The sequence below is a fragment of the Citrobacter sp. RHB21-C05 genome (assembly GCF_013889015.1).
Taxonomy (GTDB): Bacteria; Pseudomonadota; Gammaproteobacteria; order Enterobacterales; family Enterobacteriaceae; genus Citrobacter_A; species Citrobacter_A sedlakii.
Genome location: NZ_CP057611.1, coordinates 3457671 through 3479852, shown reverse-complemented (window position 1 = coordinate 3479852; position 22182 = coordinate 3457671). Strand labels below are relative to the sequence as shown.

17 protein-coding genes, 1 tRNA gene and 5 pseudogenes are annotated in these 22182 nt (G+C 51.7%); 12 read left to right on the top strand and 11 right to left on the bottom strand.

Annotated elements, in window-relative coordinates; genetic code table 11:
• Nucleotides 1–16: 16 nt before the first annotated feature.
• Entirely contained in the window at nucleotides 17–1069 is a 1053-nt protein-coding gene (phoE, locus tag HVX72_RS16645; protein ID WP_060571109.1) for a phosphoporin PhoE, read from the bottom strand.
• A 288-nt stretch (nucleotides 1070–1357) separates the two neighbouring features.
• On the opposite strand from phoE, the gene proB reads away from it, so the two are divergent.
• The 4 genes and pseudogenes from proB to HVX72_RS16625 all read left to right on the top strand — a co-directional run.
• Complete coding sequence (gene proB, locus HVX72_RS16640) at nucleotides 1358–2461, top strand: glutamate 5-kinase (protein ID WP_042286149.1); 1104 nt, start codon at nucleotides 1358–1360, stop codon at nucleotides 2459–2461.
• An 11-nt stretch (nucleotides 2462–2472) separates the two neighbouring features.
• Nucleotides 2473–3726, top strand: a complete 1254-nt coding sequence (proA, locus tag HVX72_RS16635) for a glutamate-5-semialdehyde dehydrogenase (protein ID WP_181821923.1) — start codon at nucleotides 2473–2475, stop codon at nucleotides 3724–3726.
• 113 nt (nucleotides 3727–3839) lie between these two features.
• Nucleotides 3840–3915, top strand: a tRNA-Thr gene (locus tag HVX72_RS16630).
• A 163-nt stretch (nucleotides 3916–4078) separates the two neighbouring features.
• Nucleotides 4079–4426: pseudogene (locus HVX72_RS16625) on the top strand (Arm DNA-binding domain-containing protein); the annotation flags it as partial.
• A gap of 11 nt (nucleotides 4427–4437) precedes the next feature.
• Here HVX72_RS16625 and HVX72_RS16620 read toward each other — a convergent pair.
• A pseudogene (locus tag HVX72_RS16620) lies at nucleotides 4438–5604 on the bottom strand (IS3 family transposase).
• A 370-nt stretch (nucleotides 5605–5974) separates the two neighbouring features.
• On the opposite strand from HVX72_RS16620, the gene HVX72_RS16615 reads away from it, so the two are divergent.
• Nucleotides 5975–6094: a tail fiber assembly protein gene (locus HVX72_RS16615; RefSeq protein WP_233459399.1), complete on the top strand. Its 120-nt coding sequence runs from the start codon at nucleotides 5975–5977 to the stop codon at nucleotides 6092–6094.
• 59 nt (nucleotides 6095–6153) lie between these two features.
• Complete coding sequence (locus HVX72_RS16610) at nucleotides 6154–7248, top strand: acyltransferase (protein ID WP_181821922.1); 1095 nt, start codon at nucleotides 6154–6156, stop codon at nucleotides 7246–7248.
• 329 nt (nucleotides 7249–7577) lie between these two features.
• On the opposite strand, the gene HVX72_RS16605 is transcribed toward HVX72_RS16610, so the two are convergent.
• From HVX72_RS16605 to HVX72_RS16595, 3 genes are read right to left on the bottom strand one after another with little or no spacing between them, the layout of a single operon-like run.
• A complete protein-coding gene (locus HVX72_RS16605; protein ID WP_181821921.1) occupies nucleotides 7578–9224 on the bottom strand; it encodes a DUF6056 family protein in 1647 nt (548 codons plus the stop codon).
• Complete coding sequence (locus HVX72_RS16600) at nucleotides 9221–10144, bottom strand: glycosyltransferase family 2 protein (protein WP_181821920.1); 924 nt, start codon at nucleotides 10142–10144, stop codon at nucleotides 9221–9223. The genes HVX72_RS16605 and HVX72_RS16600 overlap by 4 nt, the downstream gene beginning before the upstream one ends.
• Nucleotides 10141–10503, bottom strand: a complete 363-nt coding sequence (locus HVX72_RS16595; protein WP_181821919.1) for a GtrA family protein — start codon at nucleotides 10501–10503, stop codon at nucleotides 10141–10143. The genes HVX72_RS16600 and HVX72_RS16595 overlap by 4 nt, the downstream gene beginning before the upstream one ends.
• 137 nt (nucleotides 10504–10640) lie before the next feature.
• Here HVX72_RS16595 and HVX72_RS22245 point away from each other — a divergent pair.
• From HVX72_RS22245 to ompA, 5 genes and pseudogenes are all read left to right on the top strand, one after another.
• Nucleotides 10641–10984 (top strand): annotated as a pseudogene (locus HVX72_RS22245) (glycoside hydrolase family protein); the annotation flags it as partial.
• Nucleotides 10966–11356, top strand: a pseudogene (locus HVX72_RS16590) (hypothetical protein). The pseudogenes HVX72_RS22245 and HVX72_RS16590, both read left to right, overlap by 19 nt.
• Before the next feature lie 355 nt (nucleotides 11357–11711).
• Nucleotides 11712–11999: pseudogene (locus HVX72_RS16585) on the top strand (GNAT family N-acetyltransferase); the annotation flags it as partial.
• A gap of 203 nt (nucleotides 12000–12202) precedes the next feature.
• Nucleotides 12203–12832, top strand: coding sequence for a helix-turn-helix domain-containing protein (locus HVX72_RS16580; RefSeq protein ID WP_181821918.1), 630 nt, complete (start codon nucleotides 12203–12205; stop codon nucleotides 12830–12832).
• Nucleotides 12833–12945: 113 nt separating this feature from the next.
• Complete coding sequence (ompA, locus tag HVX72_RS16575) at nucleotides 12946–13989, top strand: porin OmpA (protein ID WP_181821917.1); 1044 nt, start codon at nucleotides 12946–12948, stop codon at nucleotides 13987–13989.
• Between the two features lie 35 nt (nucleotides 13990–14024).
• On the opposite strand, the gene HVX72_RS16570 is transcribed toward ompA, so the two are convergent.
• The 6 genes from HVX72_RS16570 to paoA all read right to left on the bottom strand — a co-directional run bounded on the left by HVX72_RS16570 (nucleotide 14025) and on the right by paoA (nucleotide 19921).
• The gene (locus HVX72_RS16570) at nucleotides 14025–14393 is read right to left on the bottom strand and encodes a hypothetical protein (protein WP_060571141.1); all 369 of its coding nucleotides are present in this window, start codon (nucleotides 14391–14393) and stop codon (nucleotides 14025–14027) included.
• 310 nt (nucleotides 14394–14703) lie between these two features.
• Entirely contained in the window at nucleotides 14704–15258 is a 555-nt protein-coding gene (locus HVX72_RS16565; RefSeq protein WP_181821916.1) for an NTP transferase domain-containing protein, read from the bottom strand.
• Nucleotides 15258–16190: an XdhC family protein gene (locus HVX72_RS16560; RefSeq protein WP_060571143.1), complete on the bottom strand. Its 933-nt coding sequence runs from the start codon at nucleotides 16188–16190 to the stop codon at nucleotides 15258–15260. The genes HVX72_RS16565 and HVX72_RS16560 overlap by 1 nt, the downstream gene beginning before the upstream one ends.
• 9 nt (nucleotides 16191–16199) lie before the next feature.
• On the bottom strand, nucleotides 16200–18398 hold the full coding sequence (paoC, locus tag HVX72_RS16555) for an aldehyde oxidoreductase molybdenum-binding subunit PaoC (protein WP_181821915.1): 2199 nt from the start codon (nucleotides 18396–18398) through the stop codon (nucleotides 16200–16202).
• A 3-nt stretch (nucleotides 18399–18401) separates the two neighbouring features.
• Nucleotides 18402–19352, bottom strand: a complete 951-nt coding sequence (locus HVX72_RS16550; RefSeq protein ID WP_181821914.1) for a xanthine dehydrogenase family protein subunit M — start codon at nucleotides 19350–19352, stop codon at nucleotides 18402–18404.
• Nucleotides 19349–19921, bottom strand: coding sequence for an aldehyde dehydrogenase iron-sulfur subunit PaoA (gene paoA / locus HVX72_RS16545; RefSeq protein ID WP_181821913.1), 573 nt, complete (start codon nucleotides 19919–19921; stop codon nucleotides 19349–19351). The genes HVX72_RS16550 and paoA overlap by 4 nt, the downstream gene beginning before the upstream one ends.
• Nucleotides 19922–20291: 370 nt before the next feature.
• Between paoA and HVX72_RS16540 the strand changes: the two genes are divergently transcribed.
• Nucleotides 20292–21845, top strand: a complete 1554-nt coding sequence (locus tag HVX72_RS16540) for a peptide MFS transporter (RefSeq protein ID WP_181821912.1) — start codon at nucleotides 20292–20294, stop codon at nucleotides 21843–21845.
• Nucleotides 21846–22182 lie beyond the last annotated feature (337 nt).

Here is a 22182-nt window from a genome sequence, read left to right as displayed (position 1 = left end):
ATCCGGCAATGTATCATCAGAACTGATAAGTCATACCCAGCGCAACGATGTCATCGCTGCTCACGCCCAGCTTATTGTCGTCATCGATCTGGTTGATTTTGTAATCAACAAAGGCGGACATGTTTTTATTGAAATAGTACGTCATGCCGACATCAATATATTTCACGATATCTTCATCACCAACGCCTTCAATATCTTTGCCTTTGGACTGCACGTAGCCCAGAGACGGACGCAGACCAAAGTCGAACTGATATTGCGCAACGGCTTCGAAGTTCTGCGCTTTATTGGCAAAACCGCCGGAGATTGGCGCCATGTTGCGGGTTTCAGAATAGATAGTGGCCAGGTAAATATCGTTACCATCATATTTCAGACCGGTCGCCCAGCCTTCTGCATTTTGCCCCTGGCCGCGCGCCTGCTGATTCTGCTCATTGGTACGGTCAGAGTTGGCGTATGCGCCGATAATCGCGAAGTCGCTGCCGCCGAAGTCATAGCTCAGTGAAGTGCCGAAGCCGTCACCGTTCTGTTTCTTCACGTCGCGATTTTCGTTTTTGCCCTGATATTGCAGGGTCATATTCAGGCCGTCGATCATCCCGAAGAAGTCGGTGTTGCGGTAAGTGGCCAGGCCGCTGGCGCGCTTGGTCATGAAGTTATCGGTTTGCGCCAGGCCATCACCGCCGAATTCCGGGAACATGTCGGTCCAGGCGGCGACGTCATATAGCGCGCCGAGGTTACGACCGTAGTCAAACGAGCCATATTCACCAAATTTAAGACCGGCAAATGCCAGACGCGTTTTCTGACCGCTCTCACTTTCGGTTTTATTGCCGGCGAATTCAGCTTCCCAGCGACCGTAACCGGTCAACTGATCGTTAATCTGCGTTTCGCCTTTAAAGCCAAAACGGATATAGGTCTGGTCGCCGTCTTTTGCATTATCATCGCTGAAATAGTGCATCGCTTTCACTTTGCCATACACGTCCAGTTTATTACCGTTCTTGTTATACACTTCTGCTGCCTGCACGGATGCCGATGCAACAATTCCCATCACCACTAATGCCAGAGTGCTCTTTTTCATTTTCAGTCCTGATTTATCTAACGCGCAACTATTCATTGGGAGTGTCCCCGTGAAAAAAACAGGATGGTTTTTATCGTTCTGCAATGAAAGTTTTATGACAAAGTCAGAATAATTTTAAAAAAGAGGTTTTATTTATCACGGTAATAAAACCGTCAAACTTTGCCGCTACGCTTGCTGATCCTGCGCAACAAAATTTCATGCTTTGTGCGCTGCTTGTTGGCAACCGGGGCCAGTCCTGCTAAAACGTTCGTTTGATATCATTTTCCCTATTTTGAACGGCAGAGAATCATGAGTGACAGCCAGACGCTGGTGGTAAAACTCGGCACCAGTGTGCTAACGGGCGGATCGCGCCGCCTGAACCGTGCCCACATCGTAGAACTTGTTCGTCAGTGCGCGCAGCTGCACGCCGCAGGACATCGTATTGTTATCGTTACCTCTGGCGCGATTGCCGCCGGGCGCGAACATCTGGGCTACCCGGAACTGCCCGCCACCATCGCCACCAAGCAACTGTTGGCCGCGGTAGGGCAGAGTCGTCTGATTCAACTGTGGGAACAGCTGTTTTCGATTTACGGTATTCACGTCGGACAGATGCTGCTGACCCGCGCGGATATGGAAGACCGTGAACGCTTCCTTAACGCCCGCGACACGCTACGCGCGCTGCTTGATAACAATATCGTTCCGGTGATCAACGAGAACGACGCGGTGGCGACCGCTGAAATCAAAGTGGGCGATAACGACAATCTTTCGGCGCTGGCGGCTATCCTGGCGGGCGCGGATAAACTGTTGCTGCTGACCGACCAGCAGGGGCTGTTCACCGCAGACCCGCGCACTGATCCGCAGGCAGAACTGATCAAAGACGTTTATGGTATTGATGACGCGCTGCGCGCGATTGCCGGCGACAGCGTTTCTGGTCTGGGAACGGGCGGCATGAGCACCAAACTGCAGGCCGCCGACGTCGCCTGCCGCGCCGGTATCGACACTATTATCGCCGCAGGCAGCAAGCCGGGCGTGATTGGTGACGTAATGGAAGGTCTCTCCGTGGGTACCCGTTTTCACGCCCAGGCCTCGCCGCTGGAAAACCGCAAGCGCTGGATCTTCGGCGCGCCGCCTGCCGGGGAAATTAGCGTCGATGAAGGGGCGACCGCCGCCATTCTGGAGCGCGGCAGCTCATTGCTGCCAAAAGGCATTAAAAGCGTGACAGGCAATTTCTCGCGTGGTGAAGTGATCCGCATCTGTAATCTGGAAGGGCGCGACATCGCCCACGGCGTAAGCCGCTACAACAGCGACGCGCTACGCCGCATTGCCGGACACCACTCACAGCAGATTGATGCGATTCTGGGCTACGAATACGGCCCGGTCGCCGTTCATCGTGATGATATGATTACCCGCTAAGGAGCAGACAGATGCTGGAACACATGGGCAAAGCGGCAAAAGCCGCGTCGTACCAACTGGCGCTGCTCTCCAGCCGTGAAAAAAATCGCGTGCTGGAAAAAATCGCCGACGAGCTGGAAGCGCAAAGGGACATCATCCTCAGCGCCAACGCCGAGGACGTGGCGAGAGCGCGTGACAACGGCCTGAGCGAAGCGATGCTCGATCGTCTGGCGCTCACCCCTGCGCGTCTGAAGGCGATTGCCGACGATGTGCGTAAGGTATGCCATCTGGCCGATCCGGTCGGGGAGGTGATGGATGGCAGGCTGCTGGACAGCGGACTGCGTCTGGAGCGTCGCCGGGTTCCGTTGGGGGTGATTGGCGTGATTTATGAAGCGCGCCCTAACGTCACCGTGGACGTCGCCTCGCTGTGTCTGAAAACCGGCAACGCCGCCATTCTACGCGGCGGTAAAGAGACGTATCGGACCAACGCGGTAACCGTAGGCGTTATCCAGCAAGCGCTTAAAGCCTGCGGTTTACCGGAAGCCGCTGTTCAGGCGATTGACAGCCCTGACCGCGCGCTGGTGAACGAGATGCTGCGGATGGACAAATACATCGATATGCTGATCCCACGCGGCGGCGCCGGGCTACACAAGCTGTGCCGCGAGCAGTCGACTATCCCGGTCATCACTGGCGGGATCGGCGTGTGTCATATTTTTGTTGATGACAGCGCCGACATTAAACCGGCGCTGAATATCATCGTCAACGCCAAGACCCAGCGTCCGAGCACCTGTAATACCGTGGAAACCCTGCTGGTGCATCAGGACATTGCCGAACGTTTCCTGCCCGCGCTGAGTCAGCAGATGGCAGAAAGCGGCGTAACGCTGCATGCGGATGCTAACGCGCTTGCGCCGTTGAGCGCGGGTCCGGCACACGTTGTAGCAGTGAAAGCGGAAGAGTACGACGATGAGTTCCTGTCGCTGGATCTGAGCGTAAAAATCGTTGCCGATCTTGATGATGCTATCGCGCATATCCGCGAACACGGTACCCAACATTCAGACGCTATCCTGACGCGTACGATTCACAACGCAAACCGCTTTGTGAATGAAGTGGATTCTTCCGCTGTTTACGTCAACGCCTCCACGCGCTTTACCGATGGCGGTCAGTTCGGCCTGGGCGCGGAAGTGGCGGTAAGCACGCAGAAACTTCACGCCCGCGGCCCGATGGGGCTCGAGGCGCTGACCACATACAAGTGGATCGGCATCGGCGACGATACGATTCGTGCGTAAAACCAACCGGATGATGCAAAAATAGGCATTTGAATCGCAAGGCCATTGACGCATCGCCCGGTTAGTTTTAACCTTCTACCCCGTGTTCACGCTCGTGGACACGTCCTTTCAGGGCCGATATAGCTCAGTTGGTAGAGCAGCGCATTCGTAATGCGAAGGTCGTAGGTTCGACTCCTATTATCGGCACCATTTCAAGCTCTTCCCAGGCCTACCGAAATCAACTCAAAGCCCGTATACTGCGGTTTCTGACCAGCTTCTTATCTCTTGTTATCAACTGGACTCAACCGAAATCAAGTCACAGTTGGGGGCATAAGTGGGGCATTCTGTGTTCGGTCCAGAGAGATGCCCCCCAATGAAGCTTAATGCGAGACAGGTAGACGCTGCCAAACTCAAAGAGAAAGCCTATAAGCTGGCAGATGGTGCTGGTTTGTATCTTGAGGTTGTTCCCTCTGGTTCCAGATAACGGCGGATGAAATATCGCTTTAATGGAAAAGAGAAGCGTATAGCTTTTGGGTTCTATCCGGCAGTGTCCCTTGCACAAGCGAGGGCACTACGTGATGAAGCCAAGAAAAAGCTGGCCGAGGGCATCGATCCGTCTTTCGCCAAGAAAGAAGAAAAGCTGGTTCGCGATGTGCAGCTCAACAACACGTTTCAGGCTGTGGCGGTTGAATGGCACGGAACGAAGGTGAGCCGATGGTCAGGATGTAGTGGTCAACTAAAACTGGCCACCACTTTAGAGTTTTTCCAGTATCGATTTTCCGATTCGTTGGGTGGTAATCCGCCGTTATATTCGTGCGGCCTGAGCGCGCTGTAATACCTAACGATATAAGCTGTTATTTCATGTGCAGCATCGCTGAAGCTTACGTAACCTGTCACTGGCACCCATTCATTCTTCAGACTCCTGACGAAGCGCTCCATCGGACTGTTATCCCAGCAGTTTCCGCGCCGACTCATACTCTGCTTGATCCGGTATCGCCACAGTAACTGCCTGAACTGCCTGCTCGTATAATAACTGCCCTGATCACTGTAGAACATCACCCCAACGGGCTTGCCGCGCTTTTCTCATGCCATTTCCAGCGCTTTCATGGTGAGTCTGCTGTCCGGCGAGAAGGACATTGCCCAGCCCACTGGTTTTCTTGCGAACAGATCGAGAACAACGGCGAGGTACGCCCAGCGCTTATCTGTCCAGATATAGGTCACGTCACCGCACCAAACTGGTGTGGCTCCGTTACAGCGAACTGTCGCTCAAGGTGATTCGGGATGGCAACGCGCTCATGACCGCCACGCTTATACCGGTGAGTGGGCTGCTGGCAACTCACCAGCCCAGCTCTTTCATGAGCCTGCCAGCAAGCCAACGCCCCATCTGGTAGCCTTTCTGGGTTGCCATAGTGGCGATGCTCCTTGCTCCGGCCGAACCACGGCTGATGCCATGCAGTTCAAGTACCTTACTGCGTAATGCAGCTCGTCTGCCGTCTGGCTTTTCAGGACGGTTTTTCCAGTAATTGTAGCTGCTGCGATGAACCCCGAACACATGGCAGAGAGTGGCTACAGGATAACGCGCCCTGAGTATCCCGATTGTCGAGAGCTGTTCAGGGAGTCTGACATCAAGAGCGCGGTAGTTTTTTTTAATATTTCGTTTTCCGTTTCAATAGATTGGAGCTTTTTCTTCAGTTCGCGTATTTCGATTTGTTCCGGCGCTATCGGGGAGGTTTTTGGCGTTTTGTCCTGACGCTCATCACGCAGTTGCTTGGCCCATGTCGTCATCGTGGAAAGACCAACATCCATTGCCCTGGCAGCGTCAGAGACGGTGTAATTTTGGTCGACAACCAGCAGAGCTGATTCTCGTTTGGATTCAGGACTAAAATTTCTTCTTTTCATTGGTGCACCTGTGTTGTTCTGAGGTGAGCATATCACCTCTGTTCAGGTGGCCAAATTCAGTGTGCCACTATAGAGTATACGCCTGATGGTTAATTATGCAGTGTTTGATGGGAGCGGTTTAATCACAAATATCATCGTATAGGATGGCGAAAGTAAGCAGGCTCCGCCAGAAGGAGACATATCTGTTCTGTAAGGAAATGACGGTGAATGCATAATCGCAAGGTACTATTAAAATGGCGTTTTAACTCCTCCGCCAAAGCCAGAAATTCCCAAAGAAGAGAGCATTGCTGAAGCTGATCAAACCAAGATAAGATTGCTGGCTGAAACCACAGTTATGATTGACCCCCTTTAGGATGCCGTGGATCTTGATATGGCGAATGATGATGAAATAGCAGAGTTGAAAGCATGGAAAAAATATCGTTTGCTGATAATCCGGGTTGTCACTTCGCTTGCTCCTGACGTTACCTGGCCTGAAAAACCTCAGAAGTAAAATTTACCTCTCATTGGCAATTTGGTACTTTATGCGCATACTTTTTATGTGGGGTTTCTATGCGCGTTCAATCAATAGACTATTTACGTGGTTTAATGTCTTTAAGTATTGTTTTTTATCACTTTTCTACCTCATTTACTAGTTGGGGGTTAAATGATTCGGGGGCGGTTTTAGGACGGTTGGGGATTTATGCAGTATCAGCATTTTATATAATAAGCGGAATGGCTCTTTATTTAGCACATAGAAATGATAGTTGGAGCATTTCTGATTATTTTGTTTTTATAGTAAGGCGATTCTTGAGATTAGCCCCTGTATATTGGGTAGGGCTTATCCTATTCACTATATTTGGCTATAAATATTTAAACGGATTTGCTATAGATATATGGAAGTATGCGCAAAATATATTTTTGATTTTTGGTTTAACAAATCCCACTGAATATATATTGATGGGTGGGTGGTCAATTGGCAATGAAGTTGTGTTCTATATTTTTTTCCCTGTGTTTATAATGATGGTTAAAAATAGATTTGGGTTGATCACTGTGGTACTGGCATCAATTTTTCTTCTGGGATATTGTTCAGCGTTCTATCTTGAACCATCTAGCGGCATTGCTGAGCAGTGGGCTGCGTATATTAATCCAATAAATCAGATTTATTTCTTTGTTTTTGGGATTGTCATCGCGCATCTTTTGTTAAAGTACGTAGGGAGGAATAAGTTTTTATTCTCTGCGATAGCTTTCATGTTTTCTGCTGTTTTTATCTTTTATCCTGCACAAGGAAATCAAATAAATATTATCGTTGGTACCAATAAAATTGTATTTACAATGATCACCGTTGCTGTCTGCTCAATGTTTTTTTTGATAGGTGATTTGCTTGTAATCAAACCCTTACATATAGCCTTAAAATTTTTAGGGGATATATCCTATCCTTTATATTTGATGCATGGTGCGTCCTTCATGTTCTTCAGGCAATATTTTTATTACTCAGGAATTACCGACGCTACATTGATAGCGCATGGCTTGGTAATGCTTGTTACGCTTTTAGTATTGTCCTGGCTGTGCCATGTGGGCATTGAGAAGCCAGTAATAAGGTTGAGTAAGCAGTACAGCAAACAAATTATTAAATCTGAGAAAGATGCCAAGTATAATGCATCTTAAGGGATATCAGGCCACCTACATCATGGTAGTGGCCTTTTGAATTATTAATCTCCTCCCTGATCTCTGATTTAGCACTGTACTGTTTTTAGGCCAGGGTCGCCAAACTAACTGTCATTGTTCAAGTCGGTGGTATTTATGGGGAGATCACAATAGATTTAAGAAACATGGCAATGTCAACACGGGATATGAACTATTCTGCTGGAGCTTATACAGTCAAATCAACCAGTACAGGGAGCACTCAGAATTTAACTGCTGCGGGCGGTGCAGTGATGTACATAGTTATATGTCATAATTAAAATATGGTGCGGCCGAGGCCGCACCTTTATAACTTAAAACCTTATGGTGTTCTCAAACACTCTTTTACCTGTTGTGGTATTATATGTCCCGATATAGATTCTATCTATCATATCATATTTTGCACCTTTGATGTCCTTGCCGATAAAATACCTTCCATTCAGGTCTATAGCGTTAAGATCAAAGTCTGCATTTATGTATTTTGACTTTCCTTTTAAATATACATGCATGAAACCATGCAGGCGAGGCGTTTTTGAAGCACTAATTGGTTTGTTCAACTCCATTACGATAAAGTTTCTAATACCAAAAGTTTCAGGATAGAAAGACATTTTTTTAATATAGGTATTATCATTAATGCGTAGGTTTACATCCTTCGCTATACCTTTATCGATCATTGAATAATCAAAGTTGATTTTGAAAGTGTTAATTGATTTCACACCGAAATAATTTGCCATAAACCTTGTGTGTGATAAATCGAATCTATCATAGGGTTTTATTAGTTGAGAGAAATAGAATTCCGGTATATGAATATTTTCTTTACCTGATTCCTTCCCATCAATGACGATAGAGTCTCTAATCTTAGACTGTGCATATGTCTTCTGCATCGCCATATTGAAAAATGTATATGACGGTAAGAAATAAAATATTGAGAATGCAAGCGAAGCAGCTATAAGCGCTTTTTCAAATTTACCTTTCGCATCTACTGCATCAGATAATGCAAACGATGTTGCTATAAGAAGAAAGAATAGGCCTCCACTCATCGAGCGAGGAGGGAAAACAGGAGATGCCACAAGAATAGCATTAGCCATGATGCTGGCAATGAAAAATACAGTGACATAAACCAACGATTGTTTACGCAAACTACCTGCAAAGGAGGCAACTACTAAGGACGCAACCAGCACTATATAAACAGGCCAGTACTCAGCAGCTGCTTGCGGAAACCTATAAAAAAAATGTACAAATATTCTATGGAGTATGCTTGTTGAATACCATGATTCAAAAACAGGTACGGATGCTCTTGCCATATTACCTGGCGAAAGAATTAAAAATACTGCTCCAATTAAAACACCAACTATAGCCGTGATTTTTACTTGTTTTGATAATTGCTCATAGAAAACTATGAAGGTTGTAATAAGCAAAACCATCACCGATGTATTTTCGTTTGAGCAACCAGCAAGCAATGCTAATACAGCCAGTAGTGGAATGTTAGTTCTCCCCCCCCTTGAGCAACGGAGAAGGTATGCCAAAAATATTGCTATAAATAGGTTTGTCCACAGGTAATTAGCTGAACCGACAATCCAGAAGGAAGTTTGGCCAAGATTTGGATTTGCAATCCAGTAAAGCATGAAGATTAAGGATACTATAATGGCAAATGACAGCCTTCTTGAGCCTTCAGAACGTGCTGGAATTGAAGAAACGAAAATAATCAGGAGCGCGAACGCTATGCTGTTTATCATCTCATATGCCCAATGAGGCATAGTGGTTAAAAGAAGAGGGCTAATCAGGTCGGCAACGATCCTTCCACTCCAGCTCATATAATGCGCATAATGTTTATCAAATGACATTCCCATCAAATAATATGAATAATCATCTGAATGCATTGGAATATATAATGATGGTGCAAGAACTAATAAGAAAATCGCTGCACAGCAAAGGATTTCAGTTATTCCTATTTTTTTCATATCTTCTTTCCTGATTTTAAAATATATTTAGGTCGCTGTTTAACCTCAACATAAATCCTACCAATGTACTCACCCAGTACACCAATACCTATTAGCTGTATTCCACCAAGGAACAAAATCGAAACCAGCAAAGATGGGTATCCTCTAACAGCATTGCCGAATGCCAGCGTGTCGAATATCATCCAGGCACCATACAGAAATGCAACACCGGCTACAGCTAACCCGATGTATGTCCAGATACGTAGTGGAAATGTTGAGAACGAGGTTATGCCTTCCAGTGCCAGGTTCCAGAGCTTCCAGCCGTTGAATTTCGAATCACCGGCCACGCGCTCAGCGCGGGCGTATTCAACCACGTCAGTTTTGCCGCCAACCCATGACAAAACACCTTTCATAAACAGGTTGCGTTCTGGCATGAGCTTAATATTTTCTACCACTGCACGGGACATAAGGCGAAAGTCGCCAACATTTTCCTCAATCTTTGGATTGCTAATTTTGTTGTGGAGCTTATAGAACCACTCAGCGGATTTTCTTTTCAGACGGCTATCAGTTGACCGGTCAGTGCGTTTTGCCAGTACCATGTCCGCGCCAGCCTGCCATTTTTTAATCAAGTGAGGGATAACTTCAATCGGGTCTTGCAGATCGACGTCAATCGGAATTACTGCTTCACCGGTTGCATGGTCAAGTCCGGCAAACAGCGCTGGTTCCTTGCCAAAATTTCTTGTTAATGACAGCGGAACGACAAGTGGGTCGGATACTGCAAGTGCATTAATGAGCGACTCCGTATCGTCCCTGCTTCCATCATTGATGAAAACTATCTCAACTTCGTATGGTTTCAATTCGTCAAACTCGCGAACCGTTTTATAGAAAATAGGAATCGTGGCCTCTTCATTGAAGACCGGAACGACCAAAGAGATTTTCATTTCGTATCCCTGAAGACGATATACTTTGAATAGAGGAATCCGCATACCAGGCTAATAGCGGAAAACGTGACTAGCGTCACCAGTGGCGGAGTTCCGCACAAGTCAGCAGCGTAGCCCACTGTAGCGCTCAGCGCCCCCATGAACCCGATATACAGCATGTAGCGTAGGGTTGAAGTCGCAGCGTTAAATGTAATTTTCGCATTGGCGTAAAAACTGAACGACACAGCAATAACAAAACCAGCGAAGTTGGCTAGAAACTGAGTTGTATGCAGTCCGTAAATGCAGATAGCAAACACAACCCAGTGTATTAGCGTGTTCAGAACACCTATAGATGTGTATTTAGCAAATAACTTCAACATGATAAAAACTAGTGAATTCAGAAAAGTCTGAAGTGTAGCACTGCTCAGGGCTTTGATCGACAAGCATATAGTCAGGATTCCAACCGCGCATGCGTTTTAACTTTATGCCATTACTTACACATTTCCCTTAGGGCGTAATGAAGCTGACGCAGGCGAAATGCGATCAGGTACACGCCATCGAACGTAATAAGGCGCTGGCTTGAGTGGCTCGCAATAGTAAAGTGCCGCTGACCAAACCACAGAAAGTGGGGATAGCATCCTTCTGCCCATACAACATTGACCCCAGTAAGTGTTTCCCCTCGATGTCTCTAAGCGCATCAATGCTGGTGACCGCAAAAGCGCATGTGCTGAAATCAGGCGTTGGATCTTCGATGGAAGTCGGGATTGCCGATAGACCAAAGGTCAAAAAGATGGTTGCCACGGACAGGTTTCTCACCGTGGTCAGGAAGGTGCGCTGACGTGCTGGAGGATAGACCATTAACCATAAAAGCGAAACTGTCAGCGCTGGTCATATTGCTGGCGCTGCTCGCCGGTACATATTATGCCAGTTATCTCAAAGGCTGGTACGCCCACAGCGACAAGATTTAGCAGCGAGTATGCAAAAAAGAACAAAAAGGCAGAGAAAATAGTCGTCGCCGGCGAGCGGAAAGCGGCAGCGGTCAGCGCCGAAGGCAAAGTGATTTATCGAACCATTTACCGTGATGTAGTGAAATATGTTAACGACCCGAATCATACTAAGTGCAATTTTAACGATCACGTTGTGCAGCTGCGTCAGCGCGCCCTCGACGCGGCCAACTCCATCACCGGATTTGATGCAGGAACCGTGCAGGGGGGCGGACAAAGCGGGAACTGACAGCGACGAAAACTGCAGGCGGATTTAGAAACCGACGAATGTCTGCGGCAGTTACTACTGGATAAGTATAGCTGGCAGACGTGGTAAAGGGCTACGGAATAGCCTGTTTTGTTCTTCAATCGGGAGCGAAATGAAAATGGATATCACTTTGGGTACATTGGTTTTGTTTAATAATAAATACAATAGGTTATTTGTCGCGTTTTACTCCTATTATCGCACCTTTCTTTTTCATATAATTACCTTGCGTTCAAGTAAGCTATGTTCTCCTCTCGTGGCGTATTTGTGACATTTCGGCTAATAATCGCGGTCGATTTTGCTCGCGTGTTCGGTAAGATGACCTGCTAATCATGGGCGTATTGACGGTGAAGATTTACAGGAAGGGGAGGCGCACCTGCGCTGGTTCATTCTGAATGATGGCTGCCGGGGGCATGGCATCGGGCGAAGACTGTTGGCTGAAGCCATGCGGTTTTGTGATGAGAAAGGCTTCCATACGGTACATTTATGGACCTTTAATAAGCTGACGGCGGCGCGTCGGCTGTATGAATCTTTTGGCTTCAGGCTTGAAAAAGAGTGGCAGGGCGACCAGTGGGGAAACCGTATCATCGAACAGCAATTTACCCGGCGTAACGCGTCCGAAATTTAAAAATAAACAACATTTATGCTCATCAGGAAAATAAATTCCTGTAGGGTTAGATAATCACGCAGGGCAGTCATCCCGGCAGTCATCCCGGCAGTCATTTCTTTCCCCTGACTTTTTACAACGAAGCATGAATACGTTTTTGACTATCTTATTGCGCGTCCCGACTGGACTATACTGACATCACTTTTCAGTGATAAGGATCCGTCATGCTTGTTTTACCTCCCGTTCGCCCCGAGGAATCCATCGCCCGCCTGACGGCGATCATTGAGCCGGTCGCAGAAAAACTGACCGTTGCACCGCGAAAACGGATGACCTGGACTTATAAAGGCCGCCAGCAGATGTATTTACTGCTGGAGGGCGAACTGTCCATTCTTCGCGCTTCGGATGGTCTTTTGATCGTTACGGTTTACGAACCGCATCTGTTCGGAATCGCAGAAATGATACAACCGACACAAGGTCATATATTGCGGGCAGAATCAGTCTCCACGGTACTGCGTGTTGATGCGCAATTGGCGGCGGCGCGCTTTCGTCAGGAGGGCGTCTGGGAAGACGTGGCGGCGTTGCTCTCTTACCATACGGCATATCTGATATATCGCGATGCGCAGATCGTGCAGCAACGTACCTATTCGGTAATACGTAACCATCTGCATGAAATGATATTATTGCCTGAAGAAACGCGTATGCGTACCACCATTCTTGACTATATTCAGGATCGCACGCTTTTATCGCGCAGTAGTATACTGAACGTCCTCTCTGCGCTCAAACAGGGGAAATATATCACCTTCAAGCGCGGGGGGTATCTGCTTGAACTGGGTCATCTTCCCGAGAGTTTTTAAAATTTAAAATTAAACAGAAAACGAATTAACCCGTTGCGACTTTCGTTATATCGTTTGCCCACTGAGTCACTTTGCAAACGAATCTAACTCAGGTTCAGGTAAACGGGAAATACATGAAAAAGACAGTAATAGCTTTAATTATCGCGAATGCGTTCAGCGCTACATCTGCCTTCGCGGCAGCGGACGCGGGCACCTGGTACGGCGGCGCAAAATTTGGCTGGTCACATTATTTTGATGCGAAAACCGGTGCCAAAGCGGTCGAAAATAATAATGACTCGAATCATTTTAATATCGATCGTGATAACGTCGGCGGAGGGATTTACACCGGCTATCAAATCACCCCGTGGCTGGCGGTGGAAGGCGGTTACGACTACTTAGGCAATATGCAGATCGCCGGTCAGCACGGTGGCTCGGGGGCAAAACTGAAGGCGCAGGGTCTGCAAATGTCTCTGAAAGCCAGCTATGCCGTCACGAATAACTGGGATGTTTATGGCCGTGCAGGGGCGATGGGCTATCGCGCGGAGTCTGACGTCAGCGGGCATAACCGTTTTGAAACTGGCGTGCGTCCACTGGCGGCCGTCGGTACGGAATACGCCTTCAATAAAAACTGGGCTGGCCGTGTCGAATACCAGTGGGTCAGCAACGTCGGCAACGCCAATCAGATTGGCGTAAGCAGTGACGTCAGTTCCGTGACAGCCGGCGTAACCTACCGCTTTGGTCAACACGATGATGCGCCTGCCGTGGCGGTCCCGGTTGTCGCGCCCGCACCCGCGTCGGAACCGCGGCATTTCAACCTGAAATCTGACGTGATGTTTGACTACAACTCGGCAACGTTGACTGCAGAAGGCCAGTCAGCCATTCGTCAGCTTTATAACAGCCCGGGTCTGCAGCCTGCGAAAGATAAATCCACCGTAGTAGTAGGGTACAGCGATCGTACTGGCAGCGAGGGGTATAATCAGGAACTCTCCGCCCGCCGCGCGCAGACGGTGGCCGACGCGCTGATGACGCTGGGGATCCCGGCGCAAAATATTCGCGCCGAGGGTCGTGGCGAAAGCGAATCCGTCACCGGCGCACAGTGTGACGGCCAGCAAGGGCAGACACTGATTAACTGTCTGTCACCGGACCGCCGGGTGGTCGTGGAAATCAGCGACACGTAAATGAAAAAAACCGACACACGACGTGTCGGTTTTTTTTATCCACGAATAAGCGGAGACAAGGCGTTTTCAATTTTGCGTAACCCCGTCTCATTTCTCTCCGTAAAGTAATGTTCATTCATCATCTGCAACTCTTCCAGTTTCGATAACGCTGCGTAAACGCGCTGCACGTCATTATCGTGTTCAAATATCTCTTTCGGCTTCACTTCCTGCAAATAACGCGTTTTTATCGACGCCGACAGCGTAGAGATATGCTGATGATTGTACTGGTACAACGAAGCAAGCTGCGATAAAGGTATTTTCGCCGCGCTATCGTTCGGTTGCACAAGCGGAATTTGCATCTGTCGGATTGGTTCAATCTTATCTGCTCCCGTCGCGCTGCAGGCGGTGAGCGTAAATAAAGTCATAAACAAAACATTTCGGGATAATCTTTTCATCTGTGTTGGCCTGGCAAGTAAGTCAACGCAATTATCCAGACTGGCTACGAATGCTATAGAGAAAGATTGTTTATTTTTAAATAACGAATTAAACATCCAGGCCGTAGTGCGCATTGCTATGCGACCGGGTTAATTCGTTGCGGCTTATTCCGGCATACCGTGTGGCAGGCAAGGAAAATAAAAGATAAGGTCATAGGGGTATTATAATCATCCAGCGTGAAGGTCAGGCCATGTAACAGCCGGACTATAACGGCCCGACGCAGGATGCGCGCGTTCCCTGTTACCGCCGTTCTGTATGACTATGCAGGCGGGCCGCCCGCAAATCGTCGGGGGTGTCGATATCAAACGTGATGCCCGCATCGTCCAGCGCCAGATCGTAGACTTCGTTTTCCGTTCGCGCAGTATGCACGATGGCCTTCGCGCCCGTGTCGCCAGACAGCGCCAGCAGCTGCGGTAGCCAACGACGTCCAAACCCGACCGGATGCCCATGCTGCTGACGATACCAGGGCACGACCACCGAATATTGCGCTAACCCCGCCGCGATAGCTTGCAGCGACGCAGGACGAATCAACGGTAAATCCGCAGGCAGGAGCAACCATCCACTCGCCTCAGCCGTCGCGCGAACCCCCTGCGTAATGGATACCCCCATACCGCTTGTTCCGCCAGCGGGCCGGACAAGGTGCCAGCGCAACCCGGCATCGTCAACCGCCCGAAGCACATGCCCGAGCACTGAATCCGCGCCAATCCGCGCATCCAGCTTATGCCCGGAGGCGCCAGCCCTGGTAAAGCGTTCGCCTTTTCCGCCCGCCAGAATAATCACCACCGGCGACGGCATCAGGATGCTTCGCTTTTCAGCCGCGTCGCCGCCACATCCGCCAGCACTGACAGCGCCAGCGAGCGGGCATCGCGCGCTTTGGGAAAAATGCCCACAGGCGCGTTGATGCGGGCGATATCCTTCTGTCGCCAGCCGTGTTCGCAAAGTCGGGCAACCCGTTTCTGGTGCGTGCGGTAACTGCCCAGCGCGCCGATATAAAACGGCTTTGCCGCCAGCGCCGCCTGCAAAACGGGAAATTCGCGGTCAAGATCGTGCCAGAGCAAAAGTACCGCCGTATCGGCATCCGGTGGCGGGAAAAGCGTGGCGTCGGCGCAAAGCTGCACATCGTAGCCCGCCGCTTCGGCGAGCAGCGCGGTGGTCTGCGCCTCCACGGAGCGACCAAATATCATGACCCGCACGCAGGGGCGAAAGCCCAGCGCAAATTCGCCGTTGCGCCAGCGTGTTTTGCTGTAACCAGGCTGAACGGCTAACGTTTGTGAGGTCGGGCAGTAGCGCAACGTCACGGGCTGGCGGCGTTCAAGCTGATGCAAGACTTCGTGCAGCGGCTGTGCCGAACGCAGCGTATGAATGTTGAGGGTAATCCCTCCGCCGCAGGGAAGCACAATGTCGAACCACGGCGAGCCTTCACCGTAGCGCACAGTGCGATCCTGAGCGCAGCGGATCGCCTCCATCGCTTCAAAGGCGACCGCCCCTTCCACACACCCACCGGAAACAAAGCCGCAATACTGTCCGTCCTCGCGTACGGTCATCTGCGCCCCCAGCGGACGCGCCGCGCCGCCGCGGATGTCGACCAGCGTCACCAGCGCCGCCCCCATACCGTTCGCTAACGCCTCCAGAGCAAAGCGTAAAATATCCCGGCTATCATCGGTCAGAAAGGCAGCCTGGGGCGTCCTGCCCGGCGCGTCCGTCAGGCCGATAAGCGATTGCTGCATACACTCTCCTTACACCACATCCGGCAGCTCACTGAGCAACGAATCCAGTCTGACCGGATAATCCCGCACCCGTACGCCCGTGGCGTTATAGACCGCGTTAGCGATAGCCGCGCTGACGCCGCAAAGCCCCAGCTCGCCGACGCCTTTCGCTTTCATTGGCGAGGAGATCGGGTCGGTGTCATCCAGGAAAATCACCTCCTGCTCAGGGATATCAGCATGTACCGGCACTTCGTACGCCGCCAGATCGTGGTTAACGAAATAACCCTGCCGCGTGTCCACCGCCAGCTCTTCCATCAGCGCGGCGCCAATCCCCATGGTCATGGCGCCAATCACCTGGCTGCGGGCGGTCTTCGGATTCAGAATGCGGCCCGCGGCGCACACCGCCAGCATCCGGCGTACCCGGATCTCGCCGGTCGCGGCGTCAACGCCGACTTCCACAAAGTGGCCTGCAAAGGTGGACTGCTGGTATTTCTCCGCTAAATCGCCAAACTCGATCTTATCTTCCGCACTCAGCGCACCGTCTGCTGTCGCCTCGCGAAGCGAAACCCGGCGTCCGTCGCCGCAGATTTCTCCTGCTTCAAATACCGCCGTCTCGGGGTTGAAGCCCAGTTTTTTGGCGATGGATTCCCGTAGCTTGACGCAGGCGGCGTATACGCCTGCGGTGGAGGTATTGGCGCCCCACTGTCCACCGGAACCGGCGGAAATGGGGAAGGCGGAGTCGCCCAGCCTGACGTCGACGCTTTCCAGCGGCAGGCCGAGCATCTCCGCCGCCGTCTGGGCGATGATGGTGTAGCTGCCGGTGCCGATGTCAGTCATGTCTGTTTCAACGGTCAGCGTACCGCTGGCGTCCAGCGCCACCCGCGCGCCGGAAGGGGCGACAAGGTTATCGCGAAAACCCGCCGCCATGCCCATGCCGATCAGCCAGTTGCCTTCGCGGACTTCTCCCGGCGTGGTGTGACGTTGTTGCCAGCCGAAGCGCTCAGCGCCGGTGCGCAAACAGGCGATCAACTGACGGCGCGAGAAAGGGCGATCCGGGTTGGCCGGATCCACCTGCGTGTCGTTAAGAATGCGAAATTCAACCGGATCCACGCCGGCCTTGATCGCCATCTCGTCGATCGCGATCTCCAGCGCCATCAACCCCGGCGTTTCTCCGGGCGCGCGCATGGCGTTGCCTTCCGGCAGATCGAGCCTGGCGAGGCGCAAACCGGTATGACGATGCGCGCCTGCATAGAGAAACCGGGTCTGATTAACGGCCGTTTCCGGTGTGCCGTCGGGTAGGTTGCCGGACCAGCTGTCATGGGCGATAGCGCTGATTTTACCGTCGCGATCGGTGCCGATGCGAATATGCTGGATGGTTGCCGGACGGTGGGTGGTGTTGTTCGGGATCAGCGGGCGGGGCAGCATGACTTTGACCGGGCGCTTCACCGCTCGCGCCCCCAGCGCCGCCAGCAGGGCATCGCTGCGCAGGAACAGCTTGCCGCCAAAGCCGCCGCCAATATAAGGCGAGATCACGCGGATATTTTCCTGCGGGATGTTCAGCGTTTCGGCCAGATCGGTATGTGCCCAGTTAATCATTTGGTTTGACGTCCAGAGGGTCAGTTTGTCGCCTTCCCAGACGGCCATCGAGGCGTGAGGCTCCATCGCCATATGGCTCTGGTCAGGCGTGGTATAGATCGCGTCCAGCTTCACCGCCGCCGTTGCCCATGCGGTGGCGAAATCGCCGACGTCCTGATCGGGCTGATCCTCCGGCGCGGTGGTGACCAACGGCTTCTCTTTTGCCAGATCGTATGCGCCCGGCTTGCGCTGGTACTCAACATGGACCAGAGAGGCCGCCGCGCGCGCCTGCTCGAAGGTCTCCGCCACGACCAGCGCTACCGCCTGCTGGTAATGCTCAATGTCCGGTCCGCCCAGTAGCGAGGCGGCGTTACGCTCGCCCTTGCCGAGCGGACCGGCGTTTTCTGCGGTCACCACCGCGAATACCCCCGGCGCGTTCAGCGCGGGCTGGGTATTCATCGAAATAATACGGCCTTTCGCGATCGCGGCGTCAACGATATAGCCGTACGCCACATCCGGTGCGATATCATGCCATTCATAGGCGTAAGGGGCGGTACCGGTGGTTTTTTTGGGGCCATCAATACGATCGTGCGGTTGACCCACTACGCGCATCCGATCGACAGGATTGGTTCCTGCTGGTTTTTCAAATTTCATCGCTTATGCCCCCGCTTCTGTCAGCACTGAGGCGAGCGTCCGCTTCGCCAGGATCAGCTTGAATGCGTTTTCCGCCGTGGGATGCGCGTCGGCAAACAGCGCGTCATACACCGCCTGCGCGCCGTGCGGCAGTTGTGCGTCGGCTTCCGCCTTTCGCCAGGACTTGTGCGCGACGCCGCCGAGCGCCACGCGTCCGGTGCCGTCTGGCTGCACAATGGCGGCAACCGAGACCAGCGCGAACGCATATGAGGCCCGATCGCGCACCTTACGATAAATATGCGTCCCACCCACGGGAGGGGGAAGGGTAACGGCAACGATAAACTCGCCTGGCTGTAAGACATTTTCGAGATGCGGCGTGTCGCCCGGGGCGCGATAAAAATCAGCGACGGGAATACGGCGCTCGTTGCCGTCCGGGTTCACCGTCTCGACAACCGCGTCAAGCAGGCGCATCGCCACGGCCATATCGCTGGGGTGGGTGGCGATGCAGGCGTCGCTGACGCCAACCACGGCATGCTGACGGCTGAATCCGCCAAGCGCGGCGCATCCACTGCCCGGCGAGCGTTTATTGCAGGGCTGGTGGGTATCATAAAAATAGGGGCATCGCGTGCGCTGCAGCAGGTTTCCCGCCGTCGTGGCCTGATTACGCAACTGACCCGACGCGCCAGCCAGCAGGGCGCGGGAAAGCACCGCGTAGTCACGGCGAATACGCTCGTCGGCCGCCAGGTCGGTATTGCGCACCAGCGCGCCAATCCGTAGGCCGCCGTCGGCGCTGGCCTCAATCTGATCCAGATCCAGACCGTTCACATCGATCAGGTGGGTGGGCGTTTCAATTTCCAGCTTCATCAGATCGAGCAGATTCGTGCCGCCCGCAATGAATTTCGCATTGCCATGACGGCGGGCGCTGGAGGCCGCGTCTGCGGGCGTTGCCGCTTTCTCGTAGGTAAAGGCTTTCATGGTTTCAGTTCCCCGGCGGCATCTTCTATGGCGGCAAGGATATTGCTGTATGCCCCGCAGCGGCAGATATTGCCGCTCATCCGTTCACGAATTTCGTTCGCGGTCATTTCCGGCGGCGAGACCAGATCCAGCGTAACGTGGCTGGGGATCCCCTCTTCGATCTCCTGCAACATCGCGACGGAAGAGCAAATCTGACCCGGCGTACAGTAGCCGCACTGGTAGCCGTCATGTTGCACAAAAGCGGCCTGCACAGGATGCAGCGCGTCGGGCGTGCCCAACCCTTCAATGGTGGTGATTGCGGCGTCCTGGTGCATCACCGCCAGAGTCAGACAGGCGTTGATGCGACGACCGTTCAGCAGTACGGTACAGGCGCCGCACTGTCCATGATCGCAGCCTTTTTTGCTGCCGGTCAGATGCAGATGCTCACGCAGCGCATCCAGCAGGGTGGTGCGGGTATCCACGTGCAACTGCTGCGGCTTGCCGTTGACATTCAGGGTGATGGGGACGATTTCAGGTGGCGGCGTTACGGGCAGATGATTCTCACCCTGGTTATTGCCTAGGTTGCTCATGCCAGGCCTCCGGTCGGTAAAAAAGGAAAATGAAAAACGTGTTTGAATCGCTAAGGACGTTTTTTAAACATTAAGCATAGTCGGCACTGGCGCTGGGATTAGTCTTAAAACAGAGAGGGGAGCCACGCAGCGAGAAGCGATAAAGGGAAGTCAATCACATTTCCGTTTTTGCCAACAGAAAATCTATAAAACTAGACGATTGTCGAGTTTTTGCCTTAAAGTCCCCCCTTCGGCACTAGACAAAACTGCCGCATGGTTATCAAATGGTTAAATAATATTTCGCTGAATGTAATGATCGGCCTGACTATTCTCAGGACCGGCGGCAATTCAGTGTCTACAAGCAAAACGACACACCCTTTCGGGAGAAATTATGCATTCCTCTGTTAATAAAAACGAAAGCCGAACGTTCTTCGGCCATCCTTATCCGTTGGGCGCCTTGTTCTTCACCGAAATGTGGGAACGTTTTTCCTTTTACGGCATTCGTCCATTATTAATTCTGTTTATGGCGGCGACGGTTTACGAAGGCGGCATGGGACTGGCGCGCGAAAATGCCTCCGCTATCGTTGGGATTTTTGCCGGGACGATGTATCTGGCCGCGTTACCGGGCGGCTGGCTGGCGGACAACTGGCTCGGCCAGCAGCGGGCGGTATGGTATGGCTCGATTCTGATCGCGCTGGGTCATCTGTCTATCGCGCTCTCCGCCTGGATGGGCGATAACCTGTTCTTTATCGGCCTGATGTTTATCGTGTTGGGCTCTGGCCTGTTCAAAACCTGTATCTCAGTGATGGTCGGAACCCTGTACAAAAAAGGTGATGCGCGGCGTGACGGTGGCTTTTCGCTGTTCTACATGGGCATCAACATGGGGTCGTTTATCGCCCCGCTGATCTCCGGCTGGCTGATTAAAACCCACGGCTGGCACTGGGGCTTTGGTATCGGCGGGATCGGGATGCTGGTGGCGCTGATCATCTTCCGCGTGTTTGCCGTTCCGGCCATGAAACGCTATGACAGGGAAGTTGGCCTGGACTCCACCTGGAACAGTCCGGTGGCGAAGAAAAACGGCGTGGGCGCGTGGCTGATCGCACTGGCGGTGGGCGTCGCCATTATTGTGACGCTGATCGCGCAAGGGGTGATCGTTATCAATCCGGTGGCGGTCGCCAGCATGCTGGTGTACGTCATTGCCGCCTCCGTGGCGCTGTACTTTATTTATCTGTTTGTCTTTGCCGGACTGACCCGCAAAGAACGCGCGAGACTGCTGGTCTGCTTTATTTTGCTGGTTTCCGCCGCTTTCTTCTGGTCGGCGTTTGAGCAAAAACCAACCTCGTTTAACCTGTTTGCTAACGACTATACCAACCGTATGGTGGGCGATTTTGAGATCCCGGCTGTCTGGTTCCAGTCGATCAACGCCCTGTTTATCATCCTGCTGGCGCCGGTATTCAGCTGGGCGTGGCCTGCTCTGGCGCGTAAAAATGTGCGTCCGGGCAGTATCACCAAGTTTGTGATTGGTATTCTCTGCGCGGCAGCGGGCTTTGGCCTGATGATGATGGCGGCGCAAAACGTGCTGAACAACGGTGGGGCGGGCGTGTCGCCGTTCTGGCTGGTGGGCAGCATACTGATGCTGACCCTGGGCGAGCTGTGCCTGAGTCCGATCGGTCTGGCGACCATGACGCTGCTGGCGCCGGAAAGAATGCGCGGACAGATGATGGGATTGTGGTTCTGCGCCAGCGCGCTGGGTAACCTGGCGGCGGGACTGATCGGCGGTCATGTAAAAGCCGACCAACTGGATATGTTGCCAGACCTCTTCGCCCGTTGTTCCATCGCCTTGTTGATTTGCGCCGCCGTATTAATAGTGTTGATTGTACCGGTACGCCGGATGCTGGAAAATGCCCAGCAGAAGACGGAGCAAAAACCGATAAGCCATGCCTGAATAACAATAAAACCTTTATTTTCAAACCGGTGCTAAAGGCGCCGGTTTATTTTTGCCATAAATAAAAAAAGCATCTTCCGCAGTTTATCGCCATATAACGAAAAGTCTTAAAGGGAGGAGGGGCAGAAGCGTTATTTCTTCTTTGAGATTTAAGAAATGATCTTTTCTTACTTTTCTGGTTTTTAATTCTTAATTTAAGATTATTTAAAGAATTTAGCTCTGCTAATATTCTTTATTTCAGATTTACTGTCTGAGGTGGAGTTAAGGTTATTTCATTTGAGATCCCCTCATTCAGCCGCGAAAATAGCCCTATCGAAACGGTTGCTGCTGGCAACCA

Coding starts and splice junctions, on each gene's coding strand:
- phoE (WP_060571109.1), bottom strand. CDS start 1,069: ATGAAAAAGAGCACTCTGGCATTAGTGGTGATGGGAATTGTTGCATCG.
- proB (WP_042286149.1), top strand. CDS start 1,358: ATGAGTGACAGCCAGACGCTGGTGGTAAAACTCGGCACCAGTGTGCTA.
- proA (WP_181821923.1), top strand. CDS start 2,473: ATGCTGGAACACATGGGCAAAGCGGCAAAAGCCGCGTCGTACCAACTG.
- HVX72_RS16615 (WP_233459399.1), top strand. CDS start 5,975: ATGGCGAATGATGATGAAATAGCAGAGTTGAAAGCATGGAAAAAATAT.
- HVX72_RS16610 (WP_181821922.1), top strand. CDS start 6,154: ATGCGCGTTCAATCAATAGACTATTTACGTGGTTTAATGTCTTTAAGT.
- HVX72_RS16605 (WP_181821921.1), bottom strand. CDS start 9,224: ATGAAAAAAATAGGAATAACTGAAATCCTTTGCTGTGCAGCGATTTTC.
- HVX72_RS16600 (WP_181821920.1), bottom strand. CDS start 10,144: ATGAAAATCTCTTTGGTCGTTCCGGTCTTCAATGAAGAGGCCACGATT.
- HVX72_RS16595 (WP_181821919.1), bottom strand. CDS start 10,503: ATGTTGAAGTTATTTGCTAAATACACATCTATAGGTGTTCTGAACACG.
- HVX72_RS16580 (WP_181821918.1), top strand. CDS start 12,203: ATGCTTGTTTTACCTCCCGTTCGCCCCGAGGAATCCATCGCCCGCCTG.
- ompA (WP_181821917.1), top strand. CDS start 12,946: ATGAAAAAGACAGTAATAGCTTTAATTATCGCGAATGCGTTCAGCGCT.
- HVX72_RS16570 (WP_060571141.1), bottom strand. CDS start 14,393: ATGACTTTATTTACGCTCACCGCCTGCAGCGCGACGGGAGCAGATAAG.
- HVX72_RS16565 (WP_181821916.1), bottom strand. CDS start 15,258: ATGCCGTCGCCGGTGGTGATTATTCTGGCGGGCGGAAAAGGCGAACGC.
- HVX72_RS16560 (WP_060571143.1), bottom strand. CDS start 16,190: ATGCAGCAATCGCTTATCGGCCTGACGGACGCGCCGGGCAGGACGCCC.
- paoC (WP_181821915.1), bottom strand. CDS start 18,398: ATGAAATTTGAAAAACCAGCAGGAACCAATCCTGTCGATCGGATGCGC.
- HVX72_RS16550 (WP_181821914.1), bottom strand. CDS start 19,352: ATGAAAGCCTTTACCTACGAGAAAGCGGCAACGCCCGCAGACGCGGCC.
- paoA (WP_181821913.1), bottom strand. CDS start 19,921: ATGAGCAACCTAGGCAATAACCAGGGTGAGAATCATCTGCCCGTAACG.
- HVX72_RS16540 (WP_181821912.1), top strand. CDS start 20,292: ATGCATTCCTCTGTTAATAAAAACGAAAGCCGAACGTTCTTCGGCCAT.